20 protein-coding genes and 1 pseudogene are annotated in these 24,299 nt (G+C 72.1%); 14 read left to right on the plus strand and 7 right to left on the minus strand.

Going from position 1 to position 24,299, the window contains the following annotated elements:
- Positions 1–59 precede the first annotated feature (59 nt).
- The 8 genes and pseudogenes from ACWGDX_RS29995 to lgt form a co-directional block, all read left to right on the plus strand.
- A pseudogene (locus ACWGDX_RS29995) lies at positions 60–299 on the plus strand (HGxxPAAW family protein); the annotation flags it as partial.
- Between the two features lie 192 nt (positions 300–491).
- Positions 492–998, plus strand: coding sequence for a DUF2752 domain-containing protein (locus tag ACWGDX_RS30000; protein ID WP_453630620.1), 507 nt, complete (start codon positions 492–494; stop codon positions 996–998).
- Positions 999–1,121: 123 nt separating this feature from the next.
- The gene (gene trpC / locus ACWGDX_RS30005; protein WP_453630581.1) at positions 1,122–1,931 is read left to right on the plus strand and encodes an indole-3-glycerol phosphate synthase TrpC; all 810 of its coding nucleotides are present in this window, start codon (positions 1,122–1,124) and stop codon (positions 1,929–1,931) included.
- 7 nt (positions 1,932–1,938) lie between these two features.
- Positions 1,939–2,106, plus strand: coding sequence for a tryptophan biosynthesis modulator TrpM (trpM, locus tag ACWGDX_RS30010; protein WP_382865249.1), 168 nt, complete (start codon positions 1,939–1,941; stop codon positions 2,104–2,106).
- Positions 2,107–2,319: 213 nt separating this feature from the next.
- Positions 2,320–3,558 carry a tryptophan synthase subunit beta gene (gene trpB / locus ACWGDX_RS30015; protein ID WP_453630583.1) on the plus strand — a complete coding sequence of 413 codons (1,239 nt, stop codon included), beginning with the start codon at positions 2,320–2,322 and terminating at the stop codon, positions 3,556–3,558.
- Entirely contained in the window at positions 3,555–4,367 is an 813-nt protein-coding gene (gene trpA, locus ACWGDX_RS30020) for a tryptophan synthase subunit alpha (RefSeq protein WP_453630585.1), read from the plus strand. Before trpB ends, trpA begins: the two co-directional genes overlap by 4 nt.
- 76 nt (positions 4,368–4,443) lie before the next feature.
- On the plus strand, positions 4,444–5,508 hold the full coding sequence (locus ACWGDX_RS30025) for a DsbA family protein (RefSeq protein ID WP_453630587.1): 1,065 nt from the start codon (positions 4,444–4,446) through the stop codon (positions 5,506–5,508).
- Between the two features lie 69 nt (positions 5,509–5,577).
- Positions 5,578–6,528, plus strand: a complete 951-nt coding sequence (gene lgt / locus ACWGDX_RS30030; RefSeq protein ID WP_453630588.1) for a prolipoprotein diacylglyceryl transferase — start codon at positions 5,578–5,580, stop codon at positions 6,526–6,528.
- Positions 6,529–6,631: 103 nt separating this feature from the next.
- Here the strand turns inward: lgt and ACWGDX_RS30035 are convergent, their stop codons facing one another.
- The 7 genes from ACWGDX_RS30035 to ACWGDX_RS30065 are packed head-to-tail and all read right to left on the minus strand — an operon-like array spanning position 6,632 to position 14,701.
- Positions 6,632–7,441, minus strand: coding sequence for an HpcH/HpaI aldolase/citrate lyase family protein (locus ACWGDX_RS30035; RefSeq protein ID WP_453630590.1), 810 nt, complete (start codon positions 7,439–7,441; stop codon positions 6,632–6,634).
- On the minus strand, positions 7,438–8,760 hold the full coding sequence (locus ACWGDX_RS30040) for a CaiB/BaiF CoA transferase family protein (protein WP_453630592.1): 1,323 nt from the start codon (positions 8,758–8,760) through the stop codon (positions 7,438–7,440). The genes ACWGDX_RS30035 and ACWGDX_RS30040 overlap by 4 nt, the downstream gene beginning before the upstream one ends.
- The gene (gene rbsK, locus ACWGDX_RS30045; RefSeq protein WP_453630594.1) at positions 8,761–9,642 is read right to left on the minus strand and encodes a ribokinase; all 882 of its coding nucleotides are present in this window, start codon (positions 9,640–9,642) and stop codon (positions 8,761–8,763) included.
- The gene (locus tag ACWGDX_RS30050) at positions 9,639–11,069 is read right to left on the minus strand and encodes an ADP-ribosylglycohydrolase family protein (RefSeq protein ID WP_453630596.1); all 1,431 of its coding nucleotides are present in this window, start codon (positions 11,067–11,069) and stop codon (positions 9,639–9,641) included. The genes rbsK and ACWGDX_RS30050 overlap by 4 nt, the downstream gene beginning before the upstream one ends.
- Positions 11,066–12,310, minus strand: coding sequence for an ADP-ribosylglycohydrolase family protein (locus ACWGDX_RS30055; protein WP_453630622.1), 1,245 nt, complete (start codon positions 12,308–12,310; stop codon positions 11,066–11,068). The genes ACWGDX_RS30050 and ACWGDX_RS30055 overlap by 4 nt, the downstream gene beginning before the upstream one ends.
- Positions 12,311–12,314: 4 nt before the next feature.
- Complete coding sequence (locus tag ACWGDX_RS30060) at positions 12,315–13,658, minus strand: ADP-ribosylglycohydrolase family protein (RefSeq protein WP_453630598.1); 1,344 nt, start codon at positions 13,656–13,658, stop codon at positions 12,315–12,317.
- Positions 13,655–14,701, minus strand: a complete 1,047-nt coding sequence (locus tag ACWGDX_RS30065; protein WP_453630624.1) for an ADP-ribosylglycohydrolase family protein — start codon at positions 14,699–14,701, stop codon at positions 13,655–13,657. The genes ACWGDX_RS30060 and ACWGDX_RS30065 overlap by 4 nt, the downstream gene beginning before the upstream one ends.
- A 252-nt stretch (positions 14,702–14,953) precedes the next feature.
- Between ACWGDX_RS30065 and ACWGDX_RS30070 the strand changes: the two genes are divergently transcribed.
- From ACWGDX_RS30070 to ACWGDX_RS30095, 6 genes are all read left to right on the plus strand, one after another.
- Positions 14,954–15,682, plus strand: a complete 729-nt coding sequence (locus tag ACWGDX_RS30070; RefSeq protein ID WP_453630600.1) for a VIT1/CCC1 transporter family protein — start codon at positions 14,954–14,956, stop codon at positions 15,680–15,682.
- A 565-nt stretch (positions 15,683–16,247) separates the two neighbouring features.
- Positions 16,248–20,807, plus strand: coding sequence for a glutamate synthase large subunit (gene gltB, locus ACWGDX_RS30075; RefSeq protein WP_453630602.1), 4,560 nt, complete (start codon positions 16,248–16,250; stop codon positions 20,805–20,807).
- Entirely contained in the window at positions 20,800–22,260 is a 1,461-nt protein-coding gene (locus ACWGDX_RS30080; protein WP_453630604.1) for a glutamate synthase subunit beta, read from the plus strand. The genes gltB and ACWGDX_RS30080 overlap by 8 nt, the downstream gene beginning before the upstream one ends.
- Positions 22,261–22,545: 285 nt before the next feature.
- Positions 22,546–23,268, plus strand: a complete 723-nt coding sequence (locus tag ACWGDX_RS30085; RefSeq protein WP_453630606.1) for a vWA domain-containing protein — start codon at positions 22,546–22,548, stop codon at positions 23,266–23,268.
- Between the two features lie 78 nt (positions 23,269–23,346).
- A complete protein-coding gene (locus ACWGDX_RS30090) occupies positions 23,347–23,850 on the plus strand; it encodes a pyridoxamine 5'-phosphate oxidase family protein (protein WP_453630608.1) in 504 nt (167 codons plus the stop codon).
- Between the two features lie 195 nt (positions 23,851–24,045).
- On the plus strand, positions 24,046–24,249 hold the full coding sequence (locus tag ACWGDX_RS30095) for a cold-shock protein (protein ID WP_015607926.1): 204 nt from the start codon (positions 24,046–24,048) through the stop codon (positions 24,247–24,249).
- Positions 24,250–24,299: the final 50 nt, after the last annotated feature.

A 24,299-nucleotide genomic window follows, 5' to 3' on the forward strand; every position in this document is an offset into this window, starting at 1 on the left:
CGGCTCACACAGCGCAGACATACCCGGCGCGACAGGGCAACAGGAACGAGGAGCAACTCATGGCGGGCAGCAGCCACGGACACACCCCGGCGGCCTGGACCGGTGTCACCATCTCCTTCATCGGCTTCTGCGTCGCGGGGGTCTTCATGGTGGCGGCGAACTCGCCCGGTTTCTGGGCCGGTATCGGTGTCATCCTCCTCGGTGGTGTCGTCGGTCTGGCGATGAAGGCCGCGGGTCTGGGGATGCCCAAGGAGTCCGAGGCGCTGGTACGGGCCAGGCAGCAGGCGGGCGAGCGGCAGGTCCAGGCACCGGCGCAGGCGCCGGCCCGGCCGGTGGGCGCGACCGCGAGGACCGAGGCCACGAGCGAGCCCCAGACGCAGACCGTCTGACCGGGCCGGCGCTCCGCACGCCGACGCGGTCCGGCGGCGCCGGGCCGCGTCCTTCCCGTCACGAGCGCCGTCACGAGCGGCGACAATCACCGGGTGGACGCGATGCCAACCCCCGCGCACGACCCGCCCCAGGTGCCCCAGGTGCCTTCTGCCGCGCCGCCGGTCCCCGTGCCGTTCGTACCCGCGCCACCGGGCGCCCCGGTGGCCCCCGCCTCGTTCGTACGGCGGGTTCTTCCGCCGCTCGGGGTCCTCGCCGGGATCGCCTCGGCCTGGACCTATGTCGCTCTGGTCGACCCGAATGAAACCGGCCACTATCCGGTCTGCCCGCTCTACTGGCTGACCGGGCTCCACTGCCCGGCCTGCGGCGGACTGCGCAGCGCCTACGCCGTCGCGCACGGCGACCCGTTCACCGCCCTCGGCGCCAACGCGCTCGCGGTCCTCGGCTACGCGGTGTTCGCCGTGGTCTGGGTGGTCTGGGTGGTACGGGCGGGGAGAGGGATGCCGGTACGGATCACCCTCGGGCCCGTCTGGTGGTGGTCGCTCGGTGCGGTCGTCCTGCTCTTCACGGTGGTCAGAAATCTGCCCTTCGGCTCGTCGCTCGCACCATGAACGCCCAGGCAGTGGCATGCTCGGCCAACCGGATGCGGAGCCTTCGGGCACTTCCGGATAGCATCGATATGGCTGGTCCTGATCCATACCCGTCCAGACCCGTCCAGGAAAGGGGGCCCTCGCGTGAGTGTGCTCGACGAGATCATCGAAGGCGTCCGCGCCGACCTCGCAGAGCGGCAGGCGCGCGTCGGCCTCGATGAGCTGAAGCAGCGCGCGGCCAGGGCTCCGGAGGCCAAGGACGGAGTGGCCGCGCTGCGGGGCGATTCCGTCCAGGTGATCTGCGAGGTCAAGCGCTCCAGCCCGTCCAAGGGCGCGCTGGCCGCGATCGCGGACCCGGCGGGACTCGCCGCCGACTACGAGGCGGGCGGCGCGGCCGTCATCTCCGTACTGACCGAGCAGCGGCGCTTCGGCGGTTCGCTGGCCGATCTGGAGGCGGTACGGGCCAAGGTCGACATCCCCGTACTGCGCAAGGACTTCATCGTCACCTCGTACCAGCTCTGGGAGGCGCGTGCGTACGGCGCCGATCTGGTGCTGCTGATCGTCTCCGCGCTCGACCAGTCGGCGCTGGTCTCGCTGATCGAGCGGGCCGAGTCGATCGGGCTCACCCCGCTCGTCGAGGTGCACGACGAGGAGGAGGTCGAGCGGGCCGTGGACGCGGGCGCGAGGATCATCGGTGTCAACGCGCGCGATCTGAAGACCCTGACCGTCGACCGTGGCACCTTCGAGCGGGTCGCCCCCGAGATCCCGGCCGGCATCGTGAAGATCGCCGAGTCGGGGGTGCGCGGACCGCACGATCTGATCGCGTACGCCAACGCCGGGGCCGACGCCGTACTGGTCGGTGAGTCCCTGGTGACCGGGCGTGACCCGAAGTCCGCGGTCGCCGACCTCGTCGCGGCGGGCGCCCACCCGGCGCTGCGGCACGGGAGGGACTGACCCCGCCGTGAACGCCGTCGCCGTTCCCGTACCGCACACGCCGCACGCGGCGCTGGCGCGGGGCTGCCGTCCGCGCGGGTGCCGTGCGCCGGCGCGACGGGTGCACGGACGACGGGTCCGCTATGTGATCGGCGACGAGCCCGGTCAGGTCAACGGCATGCGATGGCGTCCGTAGCCGCGCCTCGGGCGTGGTGTGTGCCTGGAGGTACGGAGTCCGTGCGCGACTGTGCGCGGTTCCGTACCGTTCCGTTCCGCGACTGACCGGTTTCCGGACCGTGCGGCGATCTTGTCGCGCGCTCTTCCGCTACCGGCACACGCGGTCCGGCCGGCCGCCTCGCCGATGGCGCGTACGGTGCGTCCCGTCCGTTGCTTCCAGAGGAGTTCTCGCGTGTCTTCCGAGTTCTTTGTTCCCGACCCCGACGGTCATGTCCCCAGCGCCGAGGGGTACTTCGGCGCCTTCGGCGGAAAGTTCATCCCCGAGGCACTCGTCGCCGCCGTCGACGAGGTCGCCGTCGAGTACGAGAAGGCCAAGGGCGATCCCGCCTTCGCCGCCGAGCTGAACGGACTGCTGGCCGACTACACCGGCCGGCCCAGCGCCCTGACCGAGGTGCCGCGGTTCGCCGAGCACGCCGGCGGCGTCCGGATGTTCCTCAAGCGCGAGGATCTCAACCACACCGGATCCCACAAGATCAACAATGTGCTGGGGCAGGCGCTGCTGACCAAGCGCATGGGCAAGACCCGGGTCATCGCCGAGACCGGAGCGGGACAGCACGGAGTCGCCACCGCCACCGCCTGCGCGCTGTTCGGGCTCGAATGCACCATCTACATGGGCGAGATCGACACCCGTCGCCAGGCCCTGAACGTCGCCCGGATGCGGATGCTCGGCGCCGAGGTCGTCCCGGTCGCCTCCGGCAGCAGGACGCTCAAGGACGCCATCAACGAGGCGTTCCGCGACTGGGTCGCCAATGTGGACCGTACGCACTACCTCTTCGGCACGGTCGCCGGACCGCACCCCTTCCCCGCGATGGTGCGCGACTTCCACCGGGTCATCGGGGTGGAGGCCAGGCGGCAGATCCTGGAGCGCGCCGGACGGCTGCCCGACGCCGCCGTCGCGTGTGTGGGGGGCGGGTCCAACGCGATCGGTCTCTTCCACGCGTTCATCCCCGACGAGGGCGTACGGCTGGTGGGCTGCGAGCCCGCAGGACACGGGATCGAGAGCGGCGAGCACGCCGCGACACTGACCGCCGGCGAGCCGGGCATCCTGCACGGATCGCGGTCGTACGTCCTCCAGGACGAGGAGGGCCAGATCACCGAGCCCTACTCGATCTCGGCCGGTCTCGACTACCCGGGCATCGGACCCGAGCACGCGTATCTCAAGGACAGCGGGCGCGGTGAGTACCGCGCGGTGACCGACGACGACGCGATGCGGGCGCTGCTGCTGCTGTCGCGCAGCGAGGGCATCATCCCGGCGATCGAGAGCGCGCACGCGCTCGCCGGCGCGCTGGAGCTGGGGCGGGAGCTGGGGAAGGACGGGCTGATCGTCGTCAATCTCTCCGGCCGGGGTGACAAGGACATGGACACGGCCGCCCGCTACTTCGGGCTGTACGACGGGGAGAGCGCCAAGTGAGCGGGAACATCGAGCTGCTGAGCGAGACGCTCGCGACGGCGAGGTCCGAGAACCGGGCCGCGCTCATCGCCTATCTGCCCGCCGGATTCCCGACCGTGGACGGCGGTATCGAGGCCGTGAAGGCGGTCCTCGACGGCGGCGCGGACGTGGTCGAGGTGGGGCTGCCCCACAGCGACCCCGTGCTCGACGGGCCGGTCATCCAGACCGCCGACGACATCGCGCTGCGGGGCGGGGTGAAGATCGCCGATGTGATGCGTACGGTCCGTGAGGCGTACGCGGCGACCGGCAAGCCGGTCCTGGTGATGACGTACTGGAATCCCATCGACCGGTACGGGATCGAGCGCTTCACCACCGAGCTGGCCGAGGCGGGCGGCGCCGGGTGCATCCTGCCGGACCTCCCGGTGCAGGAGTCGGCGCTCTGGCGTGAGCACGCCGAGAAGCACGGACTGGCGACGGTCTTCGTGGTGGCGCCCAGCAGCAAGGACGAGCGGCTCGCCCGGATCACCTCGGTGGGCAGCGGCTTCGTCTACGCGGCCTCGCTGATGGGGGTCACGGGTACGCGTGAGTCGGTGGGCCTGGAGGCCCAGGACCTGGTGCTGCGCACCCGCGCCACCACCGGGATGCCGGTGTGTGTCGGGCTCGGGGTGTCCAACGCGGAGCAGGCGGCGGAGGTCGCCGGCTTCGCCGACGGCGTCATCGTGGGCTCGGCGTTCGTGAAGCGGATGCTGGACGCGCCCGACGCGGCGGCCGGGCTGGTGGCGGTGCGGGAGCTGGCGGCCGAGCTGGCCGAGGGCGTTCGCAAGCGCTGACGGTTCGTCTCACCCGTACGGGTGGACCTGGGACCGGGAAGGTGCGCACGCGCCTTCCCGGTTCGTTGCTGTGGGCGTGAGCGAGAAGAACCGCGAGGTAAGACGGACCGCGAGAGAGCGGCTCCAGCAGGAACGTGAAGCGGACAGGGCGCGTGAGCGGCGCAGGCGCACGGTGGTCATGTCCGTGGCGGTCGTCGGGGTGCTCGGCGCGGTCGGGGTGATCGGGGTGGTCGCCTCGGAGGTCGGCAAGGACAAGGCCGACAACGCGGCGGGACCGGTGAGCGCGCCGTCCGGGCTCAGGGGCACGGACGATCTGGCGATCCCCGTGGGGGCGCCGGACGCGCCGTCGACGCTCACGGTGTGGGAGGACTTCCGCTGCCCGGCGTGCGCCCAGTTCGAGAACGCGTTCCGGGACACGATCCATGAGCTGGAGAGGGCGGGACAGCTCAAGGTCGAGTATCACCTCGCCACGATCATCGACGGCAACATGGGCGGCAGCGGCTCGCTGCACGCGGCCAACGCCGCGGCGTGCGCCCAGGACGTGGGCAAGTTCTCCCCGTACCACGACGTGCTGTACCAGCATCAGCCGCCGGAGACGAACGACGCCTTCGCGAAGAACAGCCATCTGCTGGATCTGGCGGGCAAGGTCGAGGGGCTGAAGTCGGCGCCGGGATTCCGCCAGTGCGTGGAGGAGGGCAAGCACGACGACTGGGTGAACAAGTCCGCGGCGAAGTTCAGGACGGGCGGTTTCTCCGGGACACCGACCGTGCTGCTCAACGGGGAGTCGGTGTTCCCCAAGAAGGGCGGCGAGAACATCACCCCGGACAATCTGCGGAAGTGGGTCGCGGCGGCCAACAAGGACAAGAAGGCGGGGACGCGGACGCCCTCGGCGCCCGCGTCGGCCTCGGCTCCCGCTTCGGGAGGAGCCTCCGGACCGGCCGCGGGCCCGGGAGCGGGTACCGGACCGGGTATGGATCCGGGCGCGAGCGCCGGGTCCGGACCGGGCGCGGGCGCGGGGCCGGGCCCGGGGGCCGATGTCCAGGGCCCCGCTTCGGCCCCCGCCTCGGGTCCCGCCGTATCCTCCGGCTCGTCCTTCGGCTCGGATCCCGCCGCGGCCCCCGCTTCCTCCCCCGCAGTCTGACCTCGTTATCCAGAAGTTGCCGGGCGGGTTGCCTCAGATCCCGCCCGGCACTGTACGGTCGGTTCTGCCATGGACCTTGCCTACATTCCCAGCCCGTCCACCGGAGTGCTCCATCTCGGACCGCTTCCGCTGCGTGGCTATGCGTTCTGCATCATCATCGGTGTCTTCGTCGCCGTCTGGTACGGCGGCAAGCGCTGGGTCGCCCGGGGCGGCAAACCCGGCACCGTGGCCGACATCGCCGTCTGGGCGGTGCCCTTCGGTCTGGTCGGCGGGCGGCTCTACCATGTGATCACCGACTATCAGCTGTATTTCAGCGACGGTGAGGACTGGGTCGACGCCTTCAAGATCTGGGAGGGCGGGCTCGGTATCTGGGGCGCGATCGCGCTGGGCGCGGTCGGCGCCTGGATCGGCTGCCGCCGCCGTGGGATCCCGCTGCCGGCGTACGCGGACGCCATCGCGCCCGGGATCGTCATCGCACAGGCCATCGGGCGCTGGGGCAACTGGTTCAACCAGGAGCTGTACGGCAAGCAGACGGATCTGCCGTGGGCGCTGAAGATCTCCGCGGGCACCAACCGCGAGGCGGGTCTCTACCACCCGACGTTCCTGTACGAGTCGCTGTGGTGCCTGGGCGTCGCGCTGCTGATCGTATGGGCCGACCGCCGCTTCAAGCTGGGACACGGACGGGTGTTCGCCCTCTATGCCGCGGCGTACTGCGCGGGCCGGGCCTGGATCGAGTACATGCGCGTCGACGAGGCGCACCATGTCCTCGGTGTCCGGCTGAACGTCTGGACGGCGATCGGCGTCTTCATCCTCGCGGTCGTCTACTTCCTGGTGTCGGCGCGGGTACGCCCCGGACGCGAGGAGATCGTGGAGCCGGAGCGGGAGACGGCGACGCCGCCGAAGGACAAGGACAAGGGCAAGGACAAGGACACGGACAAGGCCGACGGTGCCGGCGCGGACGACGCCGCGACGGCGGATACCGCGACCGCCCCGGCGGCCGAACCGGCTGACAAGACCTGACGGCGCCCCTCCTCGCGGGGGCCATGGACGGGGTCCGTTTCGACGGGCCCCGTTTTCGTGTGCTGGTCGTGTCTCGTGTCTCGTGTGCTGGTCGTGGCCGGCTTCAGCCGTGACGCGCACCGTCACGCCGGGCCAGCGCGAGCGTTCTCCTCGCCGCCGCCACGATCGCCGCGTCGACGAAGCGTCCGTCGGGGAGGGCGTGGGCGCCCGCGTCGGCCGCCGCCGCCTCGACGATCTCCTCGGCCTCGCCGACCTCCCGCGGCGTGGGGAGATAGGACCGCTCGATGACCGGGAGCTGGCGGGGATGGATGGCCGCGCGGCCCAGCAGCCCCAGGGCCCGGCCGTGGCGGCAGGAGGCCGCGAGCCCGTCCAGGTCACGGACGTCGGGGAACACCGACTGGACCGGCGGGGACAGGCCCGCCGCGCGGGCCGCCACCACGGCCCGGCTACGGGCCCAGTCCAGGCCGGAGTCGTCCCGTACCCCCAGATCGGCGCGGAGGTCCGCCTCGCCGAGGGAGATCCCCCGTACCGCGGGGTGCGCGCCCGCGATGGCGTGGGCGTTCTCCAGGGCCAGCGCCGATTCGAGCAGGGCGTAGAGCGCGATGTCCGGGGCGCGGGCCGCGATCCGGTGGATGTCGGAGGCGTGGGTCACCTTCGGGAGGCGGAGCCCGGCCAGTCCCGGCAGGCCGACCAGCGGCATCAGGTCGTGCTCGTCGGCGATCCGGACATGGAGCGGGACCGGGTGGGGCGAGGACAGCAGGTCGGCGATGGAATCGCGCGCGTACTCCTTCCGGTCGGGCGCCACCGCGTCCTCCAGGTCCACGATCACGACGTCCGCGCCGCAGGACAGCGCCTTCGCCATCACCTCCGGACGGTCCCCGGGGACATACAGCCAGGTGAGGGGGATGGTCATAGCGCCCCGTCCGCCCGGAGCGCGCCGATCTCGGACGTGGACAGGCCCAGCTCGGCCAGGACCGCGTCGGTGTCCGCGCCATGGGGGCGGCCCGCCCAGCGGATGGCGCCCGGGGTCTCGGAGAGCCGGAAGAGGACGTTCTGCATCCGCAGGGTGCCCAGCTCGGGATCGGGGACCTCGGTGACGCTGTCCAGCGCCCGGTACTGCGGATCCGCCATGACGTCCCGGATGTCGTAGACGGGCGCGATCGCCGCCTCGGCCCGCTCGAAGGCGGCCATCGCCTCGGCGCGGGTGTGCCGGGCGATCCAGCCGCCGACCGCCTCGTCGAGGACGTCCGCGTGCTGGGCCCGGCCGCTGCCGGTGGTGAACCACGGCTCGGCGATCAGCTCCGGCCGGCCCACCAGCCGCATCACCCGTTCCGCGACCGACTGCGCCGAGGTGGAGACCGCCAGCCAGGAGCCGTCGGCGGCCCGGTACGTGTTGCGCGGGGCGTTGTTGGTGGAGCGGTTGCCCGTACGGGGCTGGACGAAGCCGAGCTGGTCGTACCAGAGCGGCTGCGGTCCCAGCACGGTCAGGATCGGCTCGATGATCGCCATGTCGACCACCTGGCCACGGCCCGTCAGGGTCCGGCCGCCGAGCGCGGTCATCACCGCGTACGCCGTGGCCAGCGCGGCGATGGAGTCGGCGAGACCGAAGGGCGGCAGTGTGGGCGGTCCGTCGGGCTCGCCCGTGACGGCCGCGAAGCCGCTCATCGCCTCGGCGAGGGTGCCGAATCCGGGGCGGTGGGCGTACGGGCCGAACTGGCCGAAGCCCGTCACCCGGGTCAGTACGAGCCGGGGATTGGCCAGGGAGAGTTCGGTCCAGCCGAGGCCCCATTTCTCCAGGGTGCCCGGCCGGAAGTTCTCGATGATCACATCCGTGCCGGCGGCGAGCCGGAGCAGCAGGTCGCGTCCGCCCGGGGTGGAGAGGTCGAGGGTGATGGCGCGCTTGTTGCGGCCGAGCAGCTTCCACCACAGGCCCACACCGTCCTTGGCGGGGCCGTGGCCGCGCGAGGGGTCGGGGCGGGTGGGGTGTTCGACCTTGATGACGTCGGCGCCGAAGTCGCCGAGCAGGGTGGCGGCGAGCGGACCCGCGAAGAGGGTCGCGAGATCGAGCACCCGCAGACCGGAGAGCGGGGCGGAAACGGGGGTGCCGGAGGGAGCTGGGGTGCCGGCGGGGGCGGGAGCGCCGTCGGGGGCTTCCGGCGCGGAGGAAGGGGGCGCGGAGGGAGGGGTGGCGGCGGGGGTGGCGGGAGGCGTGGAGGGAGCGGACGCGGTCATTCAGGCCTCGATCTCGGTGCGGTACGGCATGGAGGTGGACGCCCCGTGGCGCTGGACGCAGAGCGCGGCGGCGGCGGAGGCCCACCGCATCGCCTCGGGCATCGGACGGCCCTCGCCGAGCGCGACGGCGAGCGCGCCCACATAGGTGTCACCGGCGCCCGTGCTGTCCACGGCCTCGACCCGGGGCGCGGGCACGGTGACGGTCCTGGCGCCCCGGGCCGCGTACAGACTGCCCGCGGCGCCGAGGGTGATCACGACCTCGGGGACCTGCTGGAGCAGGATCCCGGCCGAGGCGTGGGCGTCGGCGACCCCGGTGAGGGTGGCCGCCTCGTGCTCGTTGGGGACCAGCAGATCGACGGTGGCGAGCAGGCCCGGCGGCAGGGGCTGCGCGGGGGCGGGGGTGAGTACGGTCCGTACGCCGTGGCGGCGGGCCGCCTCGGCTCCGGCCAGTACGGCGGCGACCGGCAGTTCGAGCTGGAGGAGCAGGGAGTCGGCGGCGGCGATGACGGTCTCGTCGCCGGGGACGAGATGGGTGACGGTGCCGTTCGCGCCGGGGATCACCACGATCGCGTTGCCGCCGTCGTCGTCGACGACGACATGGGCCGTGCCGGAGGGGCCCTCGACGGTGCGCAGCAGGTCCGTGTCGACGGCGGACGCGGCGAGCGTGTGCCGCAGCAGCTCGCCGTACTCGTCCGCGCCGACGGCGCCGATCATCGCCACCTCGCCGCCCGCGCGGGCGGCGGCGACGGCCTGGTTGGCGCCCTTGCCGCCGGGGATCGTACGGAACTCCCGCCCCGTGACGGTCTCCCCGAGCTTCGGGGCGCGCGCGACGTACGCGACAAGATCCATATTGGTGCTGCCGAGGACCACGATGCCGGTCATGGGCGGAGCGCCTCCCTGTGGGTGAGTTCTGCGAGCGTGTCGAAGCCGATGCCGTCGAGGCCGGCGACGGAGGTGGCCAGCCTGTTCTTGAGCGGGGCCGTCCACCGCTCGGGCAGCGCGGCCGGGTGCCCGGCGAGCAGTCCGGCGATCGAACCGGCCGTGGCGCCGTTCGAGTCGGTGTCCCAGCCGCCGGACACGGCCCGGCAGATGGAGCCGCCGAAGTCACCGTCGGCGTGGGTGAGCGCCGCGGCGAGCAGGGCGGCGTTGGGCACGGCGTGGACCCAGTGGTAGTGGCCGTAGACGGTGTGCAGCCGGTCGACGACGGTCGCGAAGTCGGCCTGGGCGCGGGCGGACCGGATCCCGAAGCGCACGGCCTCGGCGAGCCGGGAGCCGGGCGGTACGACGGACAGCCCGGCTCGGAGGCAGGCGTGCACATCGTGAGCCCTGGCGGCGGGGGGCCCGGTGTCCGGCGGCCCGGCCGCGGCGGCGACGGCCGCCGCGACGAACATCGCGCCGTACACCCCGTTCGCGGTGTGCGTGAGCGTCGCGTCCCGGTGCGCCCGCACGGCGGCGGCCCCGGGGTCGCCGGGGTGCGTCCAGCCGTGCATGTCGGCCCGGATCGCCGCGCCGATCCACTCCCGGAACGGGTTGCGGTAGCGGGCGGTGCACGGCGGCTCGATCCCGCAGAGCAGATTGCGGTACGCGACACGCTCGGCGGTGAACGTACGCGCGGCCGGCAGCTCGTCCAGCCAGAGCCGCGCGACGTCCGAGGTGGTGAAGTCCCGGCCGTGACGCTGGAGCAGCAGCAGATTGAGCACGGGGTAGTTGAGGTCGTCGTCCTCGGGCATCCCGTCGATGTTCTCGGCGAGCGAGGTGGGCGCGGAGCGGCGGTTCCAGGGATACGTGCCGGCGAGATCCGGGGGGAGCCCCTCGGCGGTGAACCAGGTGTGCAGCGGCCAGTTGCCGGTGGCGTGCGCGAGGGCCCTGATACCCCGCAGGGGCAGCTTCTCGACGGGCTTGCCCAGCAGACACCCGGCCGCCCGGCCGAGCCAGGCGGCCTGGAGCCGGGCGACGGCGGGACCCGTGGGGGGACGGCGGGCACTCCCGCCGGTCTCGCGAGGTGCCGTGTCCGGGGCGGCCGGCCAGGACGGGCAGGCCGATCTGATCGCGGGGAGGTGCGTCGGCTCGTACCGCTCCCGCGCGGTCGGCAGCGCCGCGAGTTCGTCGAGCAGTTCCCCGGCCAGCGCGCGCAGACGCGGGGGCGGGGGAGCGGGGGAGGCGCCCGCGCGGGGCGGGGCCGGGGCGCCGCCCGCCAGGTGCCAGCGGTGGGCGACGGCCGTCGCGTCGCGGCCGTCCTCCGAGGCCTGGCGCAGCTCGTGACCGAGCAGATCCTCGGGCTGCACCCAGGTGACGCGGAGGTCCGTCATCGCGCCGCCGCCGGCCGGGTCTCCGTGCGCCGGGCGTCGTGCGGGGCGTCGTGCGGGCCGCCGCGCGAGGTCCCGTACGGGCCGTCGGCCGCGTCGGCGGCGTCGCCCGGGGCGTCGATCAGCCGCGCGTCCGTCATCCGCGCGAACGCGCTCTCGTGCGCGCGCCGCCGTTCCGTGTCGCGGGTGAAGACCTCGTACGCCACCTCCGTCAGCGCCCGCGCCGGAGCGTGCAGATCGAGCCGGCTCGCGTCGGCCACGCGCCTCGCCCACTCCGCGGGGACGGCGGACTCGCCGCCCAGCGCCCCGGCGAGCGCCCCGCTCATGGTGGCGATCGAGTCGCAGTCCCGTCCGTAGTTGACCGAGCCCAGCACCGTACGGTGGTAGTCGCCGCCGCCGATCAGCAACATCCCCAGGGCGATGGGGAGTTCCTCGATGGAGTGCACCCGGGAGGGACGGCGGGCGCCCAGCGCCGGACTGCGGTAGTGGGGGCCGACCGTGTCGAAGGGGGCGACGGCCTCACGCAGTCCGCGCAGCGCGGACTCCGTGTCACGGTGCCGGGAGGCGACCTCGCGTACCGCCCGGATCGCGGCGCGCGTGCCGTCCTTCGCGAGCGCGAGACAGGTCTCGACGACGGTCGCGGGCGTGGCGTCCGGGAGGCACGCGGCGGCGACCGCCGCGGCGAACACCCCTGCGGCCTCACGCCCGTACGACGACTGGTGCGCGCCCGCGATGTCGATCGCCTCGGCGTACGCGGCGGCCGGATGCGCCGCGTTGACCAGCCCCACCGGTGCCATGTACATCGCGGCACCGCAGTTGACGATGTTCCCGGTGCCCGCCTCGCGCGGGTCGACATGCCCGTAGTGCAGCCGGGCGACCATCCACTTCTCGGCGAGGAAGACCCGCTGGAGGAGCAGCGCCTCGGTCTCCAGTTCGGGGATCCAGCGGGGGGTGGTCATCAGATCGGGGACGAGATGGTCGGCGATCGCGTACGCGTCGAGATGGTCGCGTACGGTCTCGTACACCCGGACCAGCGCATGGGTCATCAGGGTGTCGTCGGTCACATGGCCGTCGCCCTTGTGGTAGGGGGCGATGGGGCGGGCGGTGCGCCAGTTCTCGTTCCAGGGGCCGACGATGCCGGAGACCCGGCCGTCGTGGCGTTCGACGATCTGCTCGGGTGAGTACCCCTCGACCGGACCGCCGAGCGCGTCACCGACCGCCGCTCCGATCAGACAGCCGGTGATCCGGTCAGCGAGGGTACGTGTCGGCGTGTGCGCGCCCTTCGTGCGCGCGTCCGTCGTACCCGGTGCGGTACGGGTGCCGGTCGGGCCGGTCGGGCCGGCGGCCGGGGTCGGCTCCGGGGCCGGTGCGGGGGGAGTGCTCAGCGTCGTCATGCCGGAATTGTCCACCCGGAGCTGTCAGTTCCGTGGCTGTCAGCAGCCCGGCGAGTTCCACGAGATCGGTTCTGGCGAGCCGGGGCAGGGCGCAGCCCGCGAGGGTGCGGCAGGCGTCCCGCCAGGTGGCGGGTACGGAGTCACCGCCGCCGAGTGCGCCGGTCAGCGCGCCGGCGAGGGCGGGCGCGGAGTCGGCGACCCGGGAGAGACAGGCGGCGGCGGGCACCGCGCCGGTGACCTCGCCACGCGCGGCGAGGGTGAGGGCGAGGGCGACGGGGACGGTCTCGGCGGCGGCGATGCCGTAGCTGTAGACATGGTCGACGATCTGATGCTCCAGCAGGGGCACGAGCGCGAAGGCACCGGCCGGCTCCCCGGCGAAGTCCCGGGCCAGCTTGAGGGCGTGCCGGGCGTTCCTGCCGATCTCCGTGGTGCCGGGCAACTGGGCGAGGGCGGCGTCGACGGCCGTCTCGGCGTCCGCGCCGCCGAGCGCGCCCGCCACGGCGGCGGCCATGGCGCGGGCGCCGTGCACCCCGTCCCCGTCCTGGGTGTACCGGGCGTCGAACTCGGCGAGTTCGGCGGCGGCGGACGGGTCGCCGGGGTGGACGACGGCGAGAACGGTGGCCCGGACGCAGGCGGCGTCGTCGAAGAAGTGCGGGTTGTCATGGCCGGTGGCGGGCGGGCGCAGCCCGGTGGCGAGATTGCCGAGCCCCGCGCGTACGGAGATCCGGGCCCGCAGGGGCGGTACGGCGGACTCGACCTCGGGCGCGCGGTTGGCGGCGGCGGCGATCTCGCTGGCGAGGGAGTTCCAGGAGAGGTCGACGGCGGCGCGCATCCGGCGGTCGGCGCCGAGACCGGGGAAGTAATCCCCGGCGGCGGTGAGTACGGACTCGGCGGTGAAGGCGGCCCACTCGGCATCGTCGGAGGGGCCGAGCCGGAGCGGCTCGGGGGGCTGGTTGAGCGCGATCGGGACGGGGAGGGTGGTGGTCGCGTTCTGTTCGGCGAAGGTGTCCAGCTCACGGGTGAGGCGACGGGTCCACTCGGGCATCCGGGCGGCCCGGTGCCGGGCGGCGGGCCACCCGGCGGCGTCCCCGGCGGCCAGCCCGAGCAGCAGCCCCTCGATCCGCCGCAGCGGGTCCCGCCCGGTGCCGGTGCCCGGATACGGCGTCCCCGGCGGAGCGCCACCGGCCCCCGGGTTCATGACGCCACCTCGTCCTCGTCGGGCGTCAGCAGATCCGCGATGTCCAGCACGTGGTAACCGCGCATCGAGGGCAGACAGCTCCCCCGCGCGGGTCCGATGACCGAGGACCATTCCGGCGGAATCGCACAGGCCCCGGACACCGCTCCGGCCAGGGCGCCCGCCACCGCCGCCGTGGTGTCCGCGTCCCGGCCCATGTTGACGGCGGTCAGGACCGACCCGCGGAAGTCGCCCCGGGCCGCGGCGAACGCCCCGAAGGCCAGGCCCACCGCCTCCGGGGCCAGATCGGTCCAGGGGTAGCCGCCGATGACCACCGAGGAGCGGACGGCGCGCTCCAGCGTGAGGGTGTCGGGGTACTCCCGCCGCGCGGCGACGACCCCCCGGCGCAGGGTGCGGGCCGTCCACGAGTCCATGGGGACGACCGAGAGCGCCGCCGCGACCACCGAGTCCGGTCCGGCGCCGGTCATCGCGGCGGCGACACCGGCCGCCACCGCGCGGCCTCCGTAGATGCCCTCGCCGTCGTGGCTGACACTGCCGTCGACGGCGACCAGCCGCGCCGCCTCGCGCGGGCGGCCCGCCGCGAACACACCGAAGGGAGCCGCGCGCATCGCCAGACCGTCGCTCCAGGCGTGCCGGTGCTGGGCCGTGATCGGGGCCGCGAGCCCGCGCCGCAGATTCTCCAGCGTGCCGCGCTCACTGAAGCCCGCGCCGCGGAACGGGCCCTCGTCCAGGTCCGCGAGCCAGTGGTGCCAGGCCTTCTCGACATGGGCGACGGTCAGCGCGGAGCCGTGTCTGGCCAGCAGCAGTCCGGAGAAGATGGCGTATTCCGTGTCGTCCGTACCCGCCGGGTTGTCGGACACGAAGCCCTCGATACGGCCCCAGCGGCGGCGGATCTCGGAGGGCCGCATGTTCTCCGCCGGGGCGCCGAGCGCGTCACCGACGGCGAGTCCCAGCAGCGCGCCGCGCGCCCGGTCGCGGAGTACGGCGAGCCCGTCGCGCCGGTCGGCGGCGGGAGGGGCGGCGGGATCGCTCGCGGTGGACTCCATCATGTGGCCCTTTCGCGCGAGCCGGTGTTCCTGGATCTGTGCCACACCGGGCGCCCGGGGAGTCCGGGAAACGCCGCTGTCACCCGGGTGGCGCGGCCGGCGCTCTCCGGTGCCGATGGCCTGTCATGCCTGGTAAGTACGGCCTTCCTTGCTGGCGGGAGCGCTTTTTCGTGCGTACTTTCGGAGCGTTGGGAGGTTGGGACCGGCCCGTGGAAGGGCCTGGATCCACCCTCCGGGAAGAAGGGGAGAACCATGTCCATCATCGAGACCGAGGCCACGCTCCACGAGGCGCACCGCGACAACCACACGCACCGCGATGTGAACGGCGGCTGGCTGCGTCCCGCGGTCTTCGGCGCGATGGACGGACTGGTCTCGAACCTGGCGCTGATGACGGGCGTCGCCGGCGGGGCGGTCTCCCAGCAGACGATCGTGATCACCGGGCTCGCGGGACTCGCGGCCGGCGCCTTCTCGATGGCCGCGGGCGAGTACACCTCGGTGGCCTCCCAGCGTGAGCTGGTCCAGGCGGAGCTGGAGGTGGAGCGCGGGGAACTGCGCAAGCATCCCGCGGACGAGATGGAGGAGCTGGCCGCGCTGTACGAGTCGCGGGGCGTGGAGCCCGCGCTCGCCCGTGAGGTGGCCCGGCAGCTCTCGGCCGATCCCGAGCAGGCGCTGGAGATACACGCGCGCGAGGAGCTGGGGATCGACCCCGACGATCTGCCCTCGCCGACGGTCGCCGCGGTGTCGTCGTTCGGCTCGTTCGCGCTGGGCGCGCTGCTGCCCGTACTGCCGTATCTGCTGGGCGCCACGGCGCTCTGGCCCGCGGTGGCGCTGGCGCTGAGCGGGCTGTTCGCCTGCGGCGCGCTGGTGGCCCGGGTGACCGCGCGGAGCTGGTGGTACAGCGGGCTGCGGCAGCTCGTACTGGGCGGGACGGCCGCGGCGCTCACCTACGGGCTCGGAGCCCTGTTCGGCGCGGCGGTCTGACCCCCGCGCCCGGTCCGGCCCCGGCGTACGGGATGGTCCGGGCCCAGGCGTACGGGACTGTCCGGGCCCAGGCGTACGACACGGTCCGGGCCCCGGCGTGCGGGCGGTCTGTCGTCCTCAAGCCATGTCTCCGTAACACCGTGAGTACCGGGAATTCGCACACGCCCCCGAACAGCTCCCCAGGCCCCCGCCCGGCCTTGCGGTACGGGCACAAAAGCCCCACCCTGTGACGTACATCCCCGGGTGTCCGCGCGCGCGGGGGTGAGACACTATGCCGGGCGCCACATAGTGAGTCGTTACCCAGCGGTTTCGGGTCGTTGACGACCGGGCATGAGCCGTAGGCGCCGCGGGCAATGAAGCCCTGCTCCGCCACCCCGGACGGGCGGCGATCCGTCCGTCCGATCCCCATATCCACCGCCACGAGCGGTGTCCACATGCTGGAATGAGCTATCCGCTTCCCGAGAAGCTACCCATCATGTAACCTGCACGAAATTTCTTGGAGGGCCAGCGTCGTCCCTCGGTAATCGCGAATTGCCACGCCGAACAAACGACGACGGGAGAGCCGATGCGTTCCGACGCCTGGTCGCCCATGGACGGTCGCCCTGCCCCTCAGGGCATGTACGACCCCCGTAACGAGCACGACGCCTGTGGTGTCGGGTTCGTGGCCACCCTCACCGGTGTAGCCAGCCACGCGCTGGTGGAGCAGGCGCTGACCGTACTGCGCAATCTCGAACACCGCGGCGCCACCGGATCCGAGCCCGACTCCGGCGACGGCGCCGGGATCCTGCTCCAGGTGCCGGACGCGTTCCTGCGCGAGGTCGCCGGTTTCCCGCTGCCCGAGGCCGGCTCGTACGCCGTGGGCATCGCCTTCCTGCCCGCCGACGACGCCACCGAGGCCGTCTCACGGATCGAGACCATCGCGGCCGAGGAGAGCCTGACCGTCCTCGGCTGGCGCGATGTCCCCGTCGCCCCCGGGCTGCTCGGCGCCACCGCGCGCGCCACGATGCCGGCCTTCCGCCAGCTCTTCGTCGCGGACGGTACGAGCACGGGCCTCGCCCTCGACCGCAAGGCGTTCCTGCTGCGCAAGCGCGCCGAGCGCGAGGCCGGGGTCTACTTCCCCTCGCTCTCCGCCCGGACGGTCGTCTACAAGGGGATGCTCACCACCGGCCAGCTCGAACCGTTCTTCCCCGACCTCTCGGACCGCCGTTTCGCGACCGCGATCTCGCTGGTCCACTCGCGGTTCTCCACCAACACCTTCCCGAGCTGGCCGCTGGCCCACCCGTACCGCTTCGTCGCGCACAACGGCGAGATCAACACGGTCAAGGGCAACCGCAACTGGATGCGCGCCCGTGAGTCCCAGCTCGGCTCCGCCCTCTTCGGCCCCGGCAGGCTGGAGCGGATCTTCCCCGTCTGTACGCCCGACGCCTCCGACTCCGCGACCTTCGACGAGGTCCTCGAACTGCTCCACCTCGGCGGCCGGTCGCTGCCGCACTCGGTGCTGATGATGGTCCCCGAGGCATGGGAGAACCATGACTCCATGGACCCCGCCCGACGGGCCTTCTACCAGTTCCACGCCACGCTGATGGAGCCCTGGGACGGCCCGGCCTGTGTCACCTTCACCGACGGCACCCAGGTCGGCGCGGTCCTCGACCGCAACGGTCTGCGCCCCGGCCGCTACTGGGTGACCGACGACGGCCTCGTCGTCCTCTCCTCCGAGGTCGGCGTCCTCGACATCGACCCCGCCAAGGTCGTCCGCAAGGGCCGGCTCCAGCCCGGCCGGATGTTCCTCGTCGACACCGCCGAGCACCGCATCATCGAGGACGACGAGATCAAGGCGGGTCTCGCCGCCGAGAAGCCGTACCAGGACTGGCTGGAGACCGGCGAGATCGAGCTGGAGGACCTCCCCGAGCGCGAGCACATCGTGCACACCCACGCCTCGGTCACCCGCCGCCAGCAGACCTTCGGCTACACCGAGGAGGAGCTGCGCGTCCTGCTCGCGCCGATGGCACGGACCGGCGCCGAGCCGATCGGCTCCATGGGCACGGACTCGCCGATCGCCGCGCTCTCCGCCCGGCCCCGGCTGCTCTTCGACTACTTCACCCAGCTCTTCGCGCAGGTCACCAACCCGCCGCTGGACGCGATCCGCGAGGAACTGGTCACCTCGCTGCGCTCCACGCTCGGCCCGCAGGGCAATCTGCTGGAGCCGACCGCCGCGTCCTGCCGCAGTGTCACCCTGCCCTTTCCGGTGATCGACAACGACGAGCTGGCCAAGCTCGTGCACATAAACGCCGACGGCGACATGCCGGGAATGAAGGCCGCGACCCTCTCCGGTCTCTACCGGGTCGGCGGCGGCGGAGAGGCCCTCGCCGCCCGGATCGAGGAGATCTGCGCCGAGACCGACGCCGCCCTGGAGAGCGGTGCCCGGATCATCGTGCTCTCCGACCGGCACTCCGACGCCGAGCACGCCCCGATCCCCTCGCTGCTGCTCACCGCCGCCGTGCACCACCACCTCATCCGCACCAAGCGGCGCACCCAGGTGGGGCTGCTGGTCGAGGCCGGCGATGTCCGCGAGGTGCACCACGTCGCGCTGCTCATCGGATACGGAGCCGCCGCGGTCAACCCGTATCTCGCCATGGAGTCCGTGGAGGACCTGGTCCGCGCCGGTACGTTCATCGAGGGCCTGGCGCCCGAGCGGGCCATCCGCAATCTGATCCACGCGCTGGGCAAGGGCGTCCTCAAGGTCATGTCCAAGATGGGCATCTCGACCGTCGCGTCCTACCGCGGCGCTCAGGTCTTCGAGGCCGTCGGTCTCGACGAGGCGTTCGTCGAGAAGTACTTCAACGGCACCGCCACCAAGATCGGCGGTGCCGGTCTCGATGTCGTCGCCGAGGAGGTCGCCGCCCGCCACGCCAGGGGCTACCCCGCCTCCGGGATCTCCGCCAGCCACCGCAAGCTGGAGATCGGCGGCGAGTACCAGTGGCGCCGCGAGGGCGAGCCGCACCTCTTCGACCCGGAGACGGTCTTCCGTCTCCAGCACGCCACGCGCTCACGCCGCTACGACATCTTCAAGAAGTACACCGACCGGGTGAACGAGCAGTCCGAGCGGCTGATGACCCTGCGCGGTCTGTTCGGCTTCGCCTCCGACCGCGCGCCGGTCCCCGTCGACGAGGTCGAGCCGGTCTCCGAGATCGTCAGGCGCTTCTCCACCGGCGCCATGTCCTACGGCTCCATCTCCCGCGAGGCGCACGAGACGCTCGCCGTCGCCATGAACCGGATCGGCGGCAAGTCCAACACCGGCGAGGGCGGCGAGGACGCGGACCGGCTCTACGACCCGGCCCGCCGCTCCTCCATCAAGCAGGTCGCCTCCGGGCGCTTCGGCGTCACCAGCGAGTATCTGGTCAACGCCGACGACATCCAGATCAAGATGGCGCAGGGCGCCAAGCCCGGCGAGGGCGGCCAGCTCCCCGGCCACAAGGTCTACCCCTGGGTCGCCAGGACCCGGCACTCCACCCCCGGGGTCGGGCTGATCTCCCCGCCGCCGCACCACGACATCTACTCCATCGAGGACCTCGCCCAGCTCATCCACGACCTCAAGAACGCCAACCCGCGGGCCCGTATCCATGTGAAGCTGGTCTCCGAGGTCGGTGTCGGCACGGTCGCCGCCGGTGTGTCCAAGGCACACGCCGATGTCGTGCTGATCTCGGGCCACGACGGCGGTACGGGCGCCTCCCCGCTCACCTCGCTCAAGCACGCGGGCGGCCCCTGGGAGCTCGGCCTCGCCGAGACCCAGCAGACCCTGCTGCTCAACGGTCTGCGCGACCGGATCGTCGTCCAGACCGACGGACAGCTCAAGACCGGCCGCGATGTCGTCATCGCCGCGCTCCTCGGCGCCGAGGAGTTCGGCTTCGCCACCGCGCCGCTCGTCGTCTCCGGCTGCGTCATGATGCGCGTCTGCCACCTCGACACCTGCCCGGTCGGCATCGCCACCCAGAACCCGGTACTGCGCGAGCGGTTCTCCGGCAAGGCCGAGTACATCGTCAACTTCTTCGAGTTCATCGCGCAGGAGGTCCGGGAGATCCTGGCCGAGCTGGGCTTCCGTACCCTCGAAGAGGCCGTCGGCCACGCCGAGCTGCTCGACACCGACCGCGCCGTGACCCACTGGAAGGCCCAGGGCCTCGACCTCAAGCCCCTCTTCCATGTGCCCGCGCTCACCGGGAACGCCGTACGCCACCGGACGGTCGAGCAGGACCACGGACTGGAGAAGGCCCTCGACAACGAGCTGATCAAGCTCGCCGCCGACGCCCTGGGCGCCGGCAGCGCCGAGGCCGCCCAGCCCGTACGCGCCCAGATCGGCATCCGGAACATCAACCGCACCGTCGGCACCATGCTCGGCCACCAGGTGACCAAGAAGTTCGGCGGCGCGGGTCTGCCGGACGACACCATCGACATCACCTTCACCGGCTCCGCGGGCCAGTCCTTCGGCGCGTTCCTGCCGCGCGGTGTGACACTGCGGCTGGAGGGCGACGCCAACGACTATGTCGGCAAGGGCCTGTCCGGCGGCCGGATCGTGGTACGCCCCGACCGCGGCGCCGACCATCTCGCCGAGTACTCCACCATCGCGGGCAACACCATCGCCTACGGCGCGACCGGCGGCGAGCTGTTCCTGCGCGGGCGCACCGGAGAGCGCTTCTGCGTCCGCAACTCCGGCGCCACGGTCGTCTCCGAGGGCGTGGGGGACCACGGCTGCGAGTACATGACCGGCGGTCACGCCGTCGTCCTCGGCGAGACGGGACGCAACTTCGCGGCCGGCATGTCCGGCGGTATCGCGTATGTCGTCGACCTCGACCCGGATCATGTCAACGCCGGGAACCTCGCGGCCGTGGGACCGCTCGACGACACCGACAAGCGGTGGCTGCACGATGCGGTGCGCCGCCACCAGGAGGAGACGGGCTCCACCGTCGCCGAGAAGCTGCTGGCCGAGTGGGACACCGCCGTGGACCGCTTCAGCAAGATCATCCCGACCACGTACAAGGCAGTGCTCGCCGCCAAGGACGCCGCCGAGCTGGCCGGTCTCTCGGAGACCGAGACCACCGAGAAGATGATGGAGGCGGCGACCAATGGCTGACCCGAAGGGCTTTCTCACCACCGGGCGCGAGGTCGCCGAAACCCGCCCCCCGAAGGAGCGCGTCAAGGACTGGAACGAGGTCTACGTTCCGGGCTCGCTGCTCCCGATCATCAGCAAGCAGGCCGGCCGCTGCATGGACTGCGGCATCCCGTTCTGCCACAACGGCTGTCCGCTGGGGAATCTGATCCCCGAGTGGAACGACTACGCGTACCGGGAGGACTGGACGGCGGCGAGCGAGCGCCTGCACGCCACCAACAACTTCCCGGAGTTCACCGGGCGGCTCTGCCCCGCGCCCTGTGAGTCCGCGTGCGTCCTCGCCATCAACCAGCCGGCCGTCACCATCAAGAACGTCGAGGTCTCCATCATCGACAAGGCGTGGGACAGCGGCGATGTCACCCCGCAGCCGCCCGAGCGCCTCTCCGGCAAGACCGTCGCCGTGATCGGCTCGGGACCGGCGGGACTGGCCGCCGCCCAGCAGCTCACCCGCGCGGGCCACACCGTCGCCGTGTACGAGCGCGCCGACCGGATCGGCGGACTCCTGCGGTACGGCATCCCCGAGTTCAAGATGGAGAAGGTGCACATCAACCGGCGTATCGAGCAGATGCGCGCGGAGGGCACCAAGTTCCGTACCGAGATCGAGATCGGCCAGGACCTCGACGCGGCCAAGCTGCGCAAGCGGTACGACGCCGTGGTCATCGCCGCGGGCGCCACCGTCTCGCGCGATCTGCCCGTACCCGGCCGCGAGCTGAACGGCGTCCACTTCGCGATGGAGTACCTGCCGCTCTCGAACAAGGTGCAGGAGGGGGATCTGACCGTCTCCCCGATCACCGCCGAGGGCAAGCACGTCGTGGTCATCGGCGGCGGCGACACCGGCGCGGACTGTGTCGGTACGGCCCACCGCCAGGGCGCCGCCTCCGTCACCCAGCTGGAGATCATGCCGAGGCCCGGCGACGAGCGCGCCCCGCACCAGCCGTGGCCGACCTTCCCGATGCTCTACAAGGTCACCTCCGCGCACGAGGAGGGCGGCGAGCGGGTCTACTCCGTCTCCACCACCCACTTCGAGGGCGACGAGCACGGCAACGTCCAGTCGCTGCACCTCGCCGAGGTGGAGTTCAAGGACGGAAGGCTGACACAGAAGCCCGGCACCGAGCGCAGCATCCCGGCGCAGCTCGTCACGCTCGCGATGGGCTTCACCGGCACGGACCAGGCGAACGGCCTGGTCGAGCAGTTCGGTCTGGAGCTGGACGAGCGCGGCAATATCGCGCGGGACGCGGACTTCGCGACCAACGTCCCCGGTGTGTATGTCGCCGGTGACGCGGGCCGCGGACAGTCGCTGATCGTGTGGGCGATCGCCGAGGGCCGTTCGGCGGCGCGCGGTGTGGACCGGTATCTGACCGGTGCCAGCGATCTGCCGGCCCCGATCCGCCCCACGGACCGCGCGCTGACCGCCTGACGCTCCGCCCGCCGGTCCGCCGGTCCCTTCCCAGAAGACTCCCGTACAACGGCGTACGGGCGGTGTCGGCCCGGGGAGCGTCTCCCGGGCCCTCCCGCAAGACGCGGCGCCTGCCCCCTGTCCCCGACCGGACCGATGGCAGGCGCCGTGGCATGCGGGACGTGCCGGTGCGGACGTGCCGGTGCCGCCGGTCACCTCGCCGGTCATCTCGCCCGTCACCTCGCGTAGGCTCGGCGGATCCGTGTACCGGCGGCATCCGCGTACCGACTGACCTGGGGGAACACCGTGGGATCGGCCATCAGCCTGCGCAAGGTCGAGGAGACGGCGCCCGCGCTCGTCAGCCTCTACAAGAGCGCGGGCGTCTCGCTGCTGAAGAACGGACTGGACGGCGGGCGCGCGGCCGTCTATCTGGTCCTCGACCACTCCGGCTCGATGAGGGGCTACTACAAGGACGGCAGCGTCCAGGCCCTCGCCGACCGGGTCCTCGGTCTGGCCGCCCATCTCGACGACGACGGCACCGTCCCCGTCGTCATCTTCTCCACGGACATCGACGCCGAGACGGACATCTCGCTCGCCGGCCACCAGGGCCGTATCGACGCGATCGTCGCCGGACTCGGGCACATGGGCAAGACCAGCTACCACCTGGCGATGGACGCGGTGATCGACCACTATCTGGACAGCGGGTCCACGGCGCCGGCGCTGGTGGTCTTCCAGACGGACGGCGGCCCGATCAGCAAGCACGCGGCGGAGCGCTATCTGTGCAAGGCGGCGGGACTGCCGCTGTTCTGGCAGTTCATCGGGTTCGGCGACCCGGAGAGCAGACAGTTCGACTTCCTCCGCAAGCTCGACGACCTCGCCGTCCCGGCGAAACGGCCCGTCGACAACGCCGGTTTCTTCCACGCGGGCGAGGACCCGCGGCGGGTCACGGACGGGGAGCTGTACGACCGGCTGGTCGGCGAGTTCCCGCGCTGGCTGAGCCGGGCGCGGGAGCTGGGCATCGTGCGCTGACACCGGCCCGTCGCGCGCCGCGGGTATCCGCGCGGATACCCGACAGAAGATGTCGGGTATCGGCGGTTGGCTGGACCCATGACATTCACCTGGGCGGATTTCCGGTCCGCGGAGCCCGGCTTCGCCGACACCGTGAGGCGGCGATTCGAGAAGTACCCTCACCATGTGCTGGCGACCCTCCGCAAGGACGGCTCCCCTCGTGTGTCGGGGCTCGAAGTCACCTTTCTCTTCGGGGAGTTGTGGCTCGGCATGATGCCGAATTCCCTCAAGGCACGGGATCTGCTGCGCGATCCCCGGTTCAATGTGCAGGCGAACCCCGGCTCCGGCGACACGACGGGCGACGGGGACGCCAGGATCGGCGGGCGGGCCGTGGCGGTCACCGACGCGACCCCGCTCGCGCGGTTCGCGGCGGAGGCCGGCCCGCCGCTGCCCTTCCATCTCTTCCGGGTGGAACTCTCCGAGGTCGTACGGACCGGGGTCGAGGGTGCGGAGCTGGTCGTACGGATCTGGCACCCCGGACGGCCGCCGCGCACCGTACGGCGGGGGAACGGCGAGGGCCCGCCGTACGAGGAGGGCATCTGATCGCTGTCGGGCGCCGAGGCGTGCTAGGCTGACCGCGTTGCAGTTTTGGTACCCATGAACTTTATGTGCGCCTGACGGGAATGTTCCTCAGGCGCATTATTGTTTTTGCCGGCTTCTCCGGATGGGGCTCAATGCGGCGACGAGGAATTCGTAAAGTGCGAATTTCCGGCTCTGCACCTGTTTTAGGAGAATGACATGGCTACTGGCACCGTGAAGTGGTTCAACTCGGAAAAGGGCTTCGGCTTCATCGAGCAGGACGGCGGCGGCGCCGACGTCTTCGCCCACTACTCGAACATCGCCACCCAGGGCTTCCGTGAGCTCCAGGAGGGCCAGAAGGTCTCGTTCGACGTCACGCAGGGCCAGAAGGGCCCGCAGGCGGAGAACATCGTCCCGGCCTAGTTCCCGGACGCGTACCTCGCAGCCGGGGCCCGCACCACGCAGGTGCGGGC

Source organism: Streptomyces sp. NPDC055025, assembly GCF_053608565.1.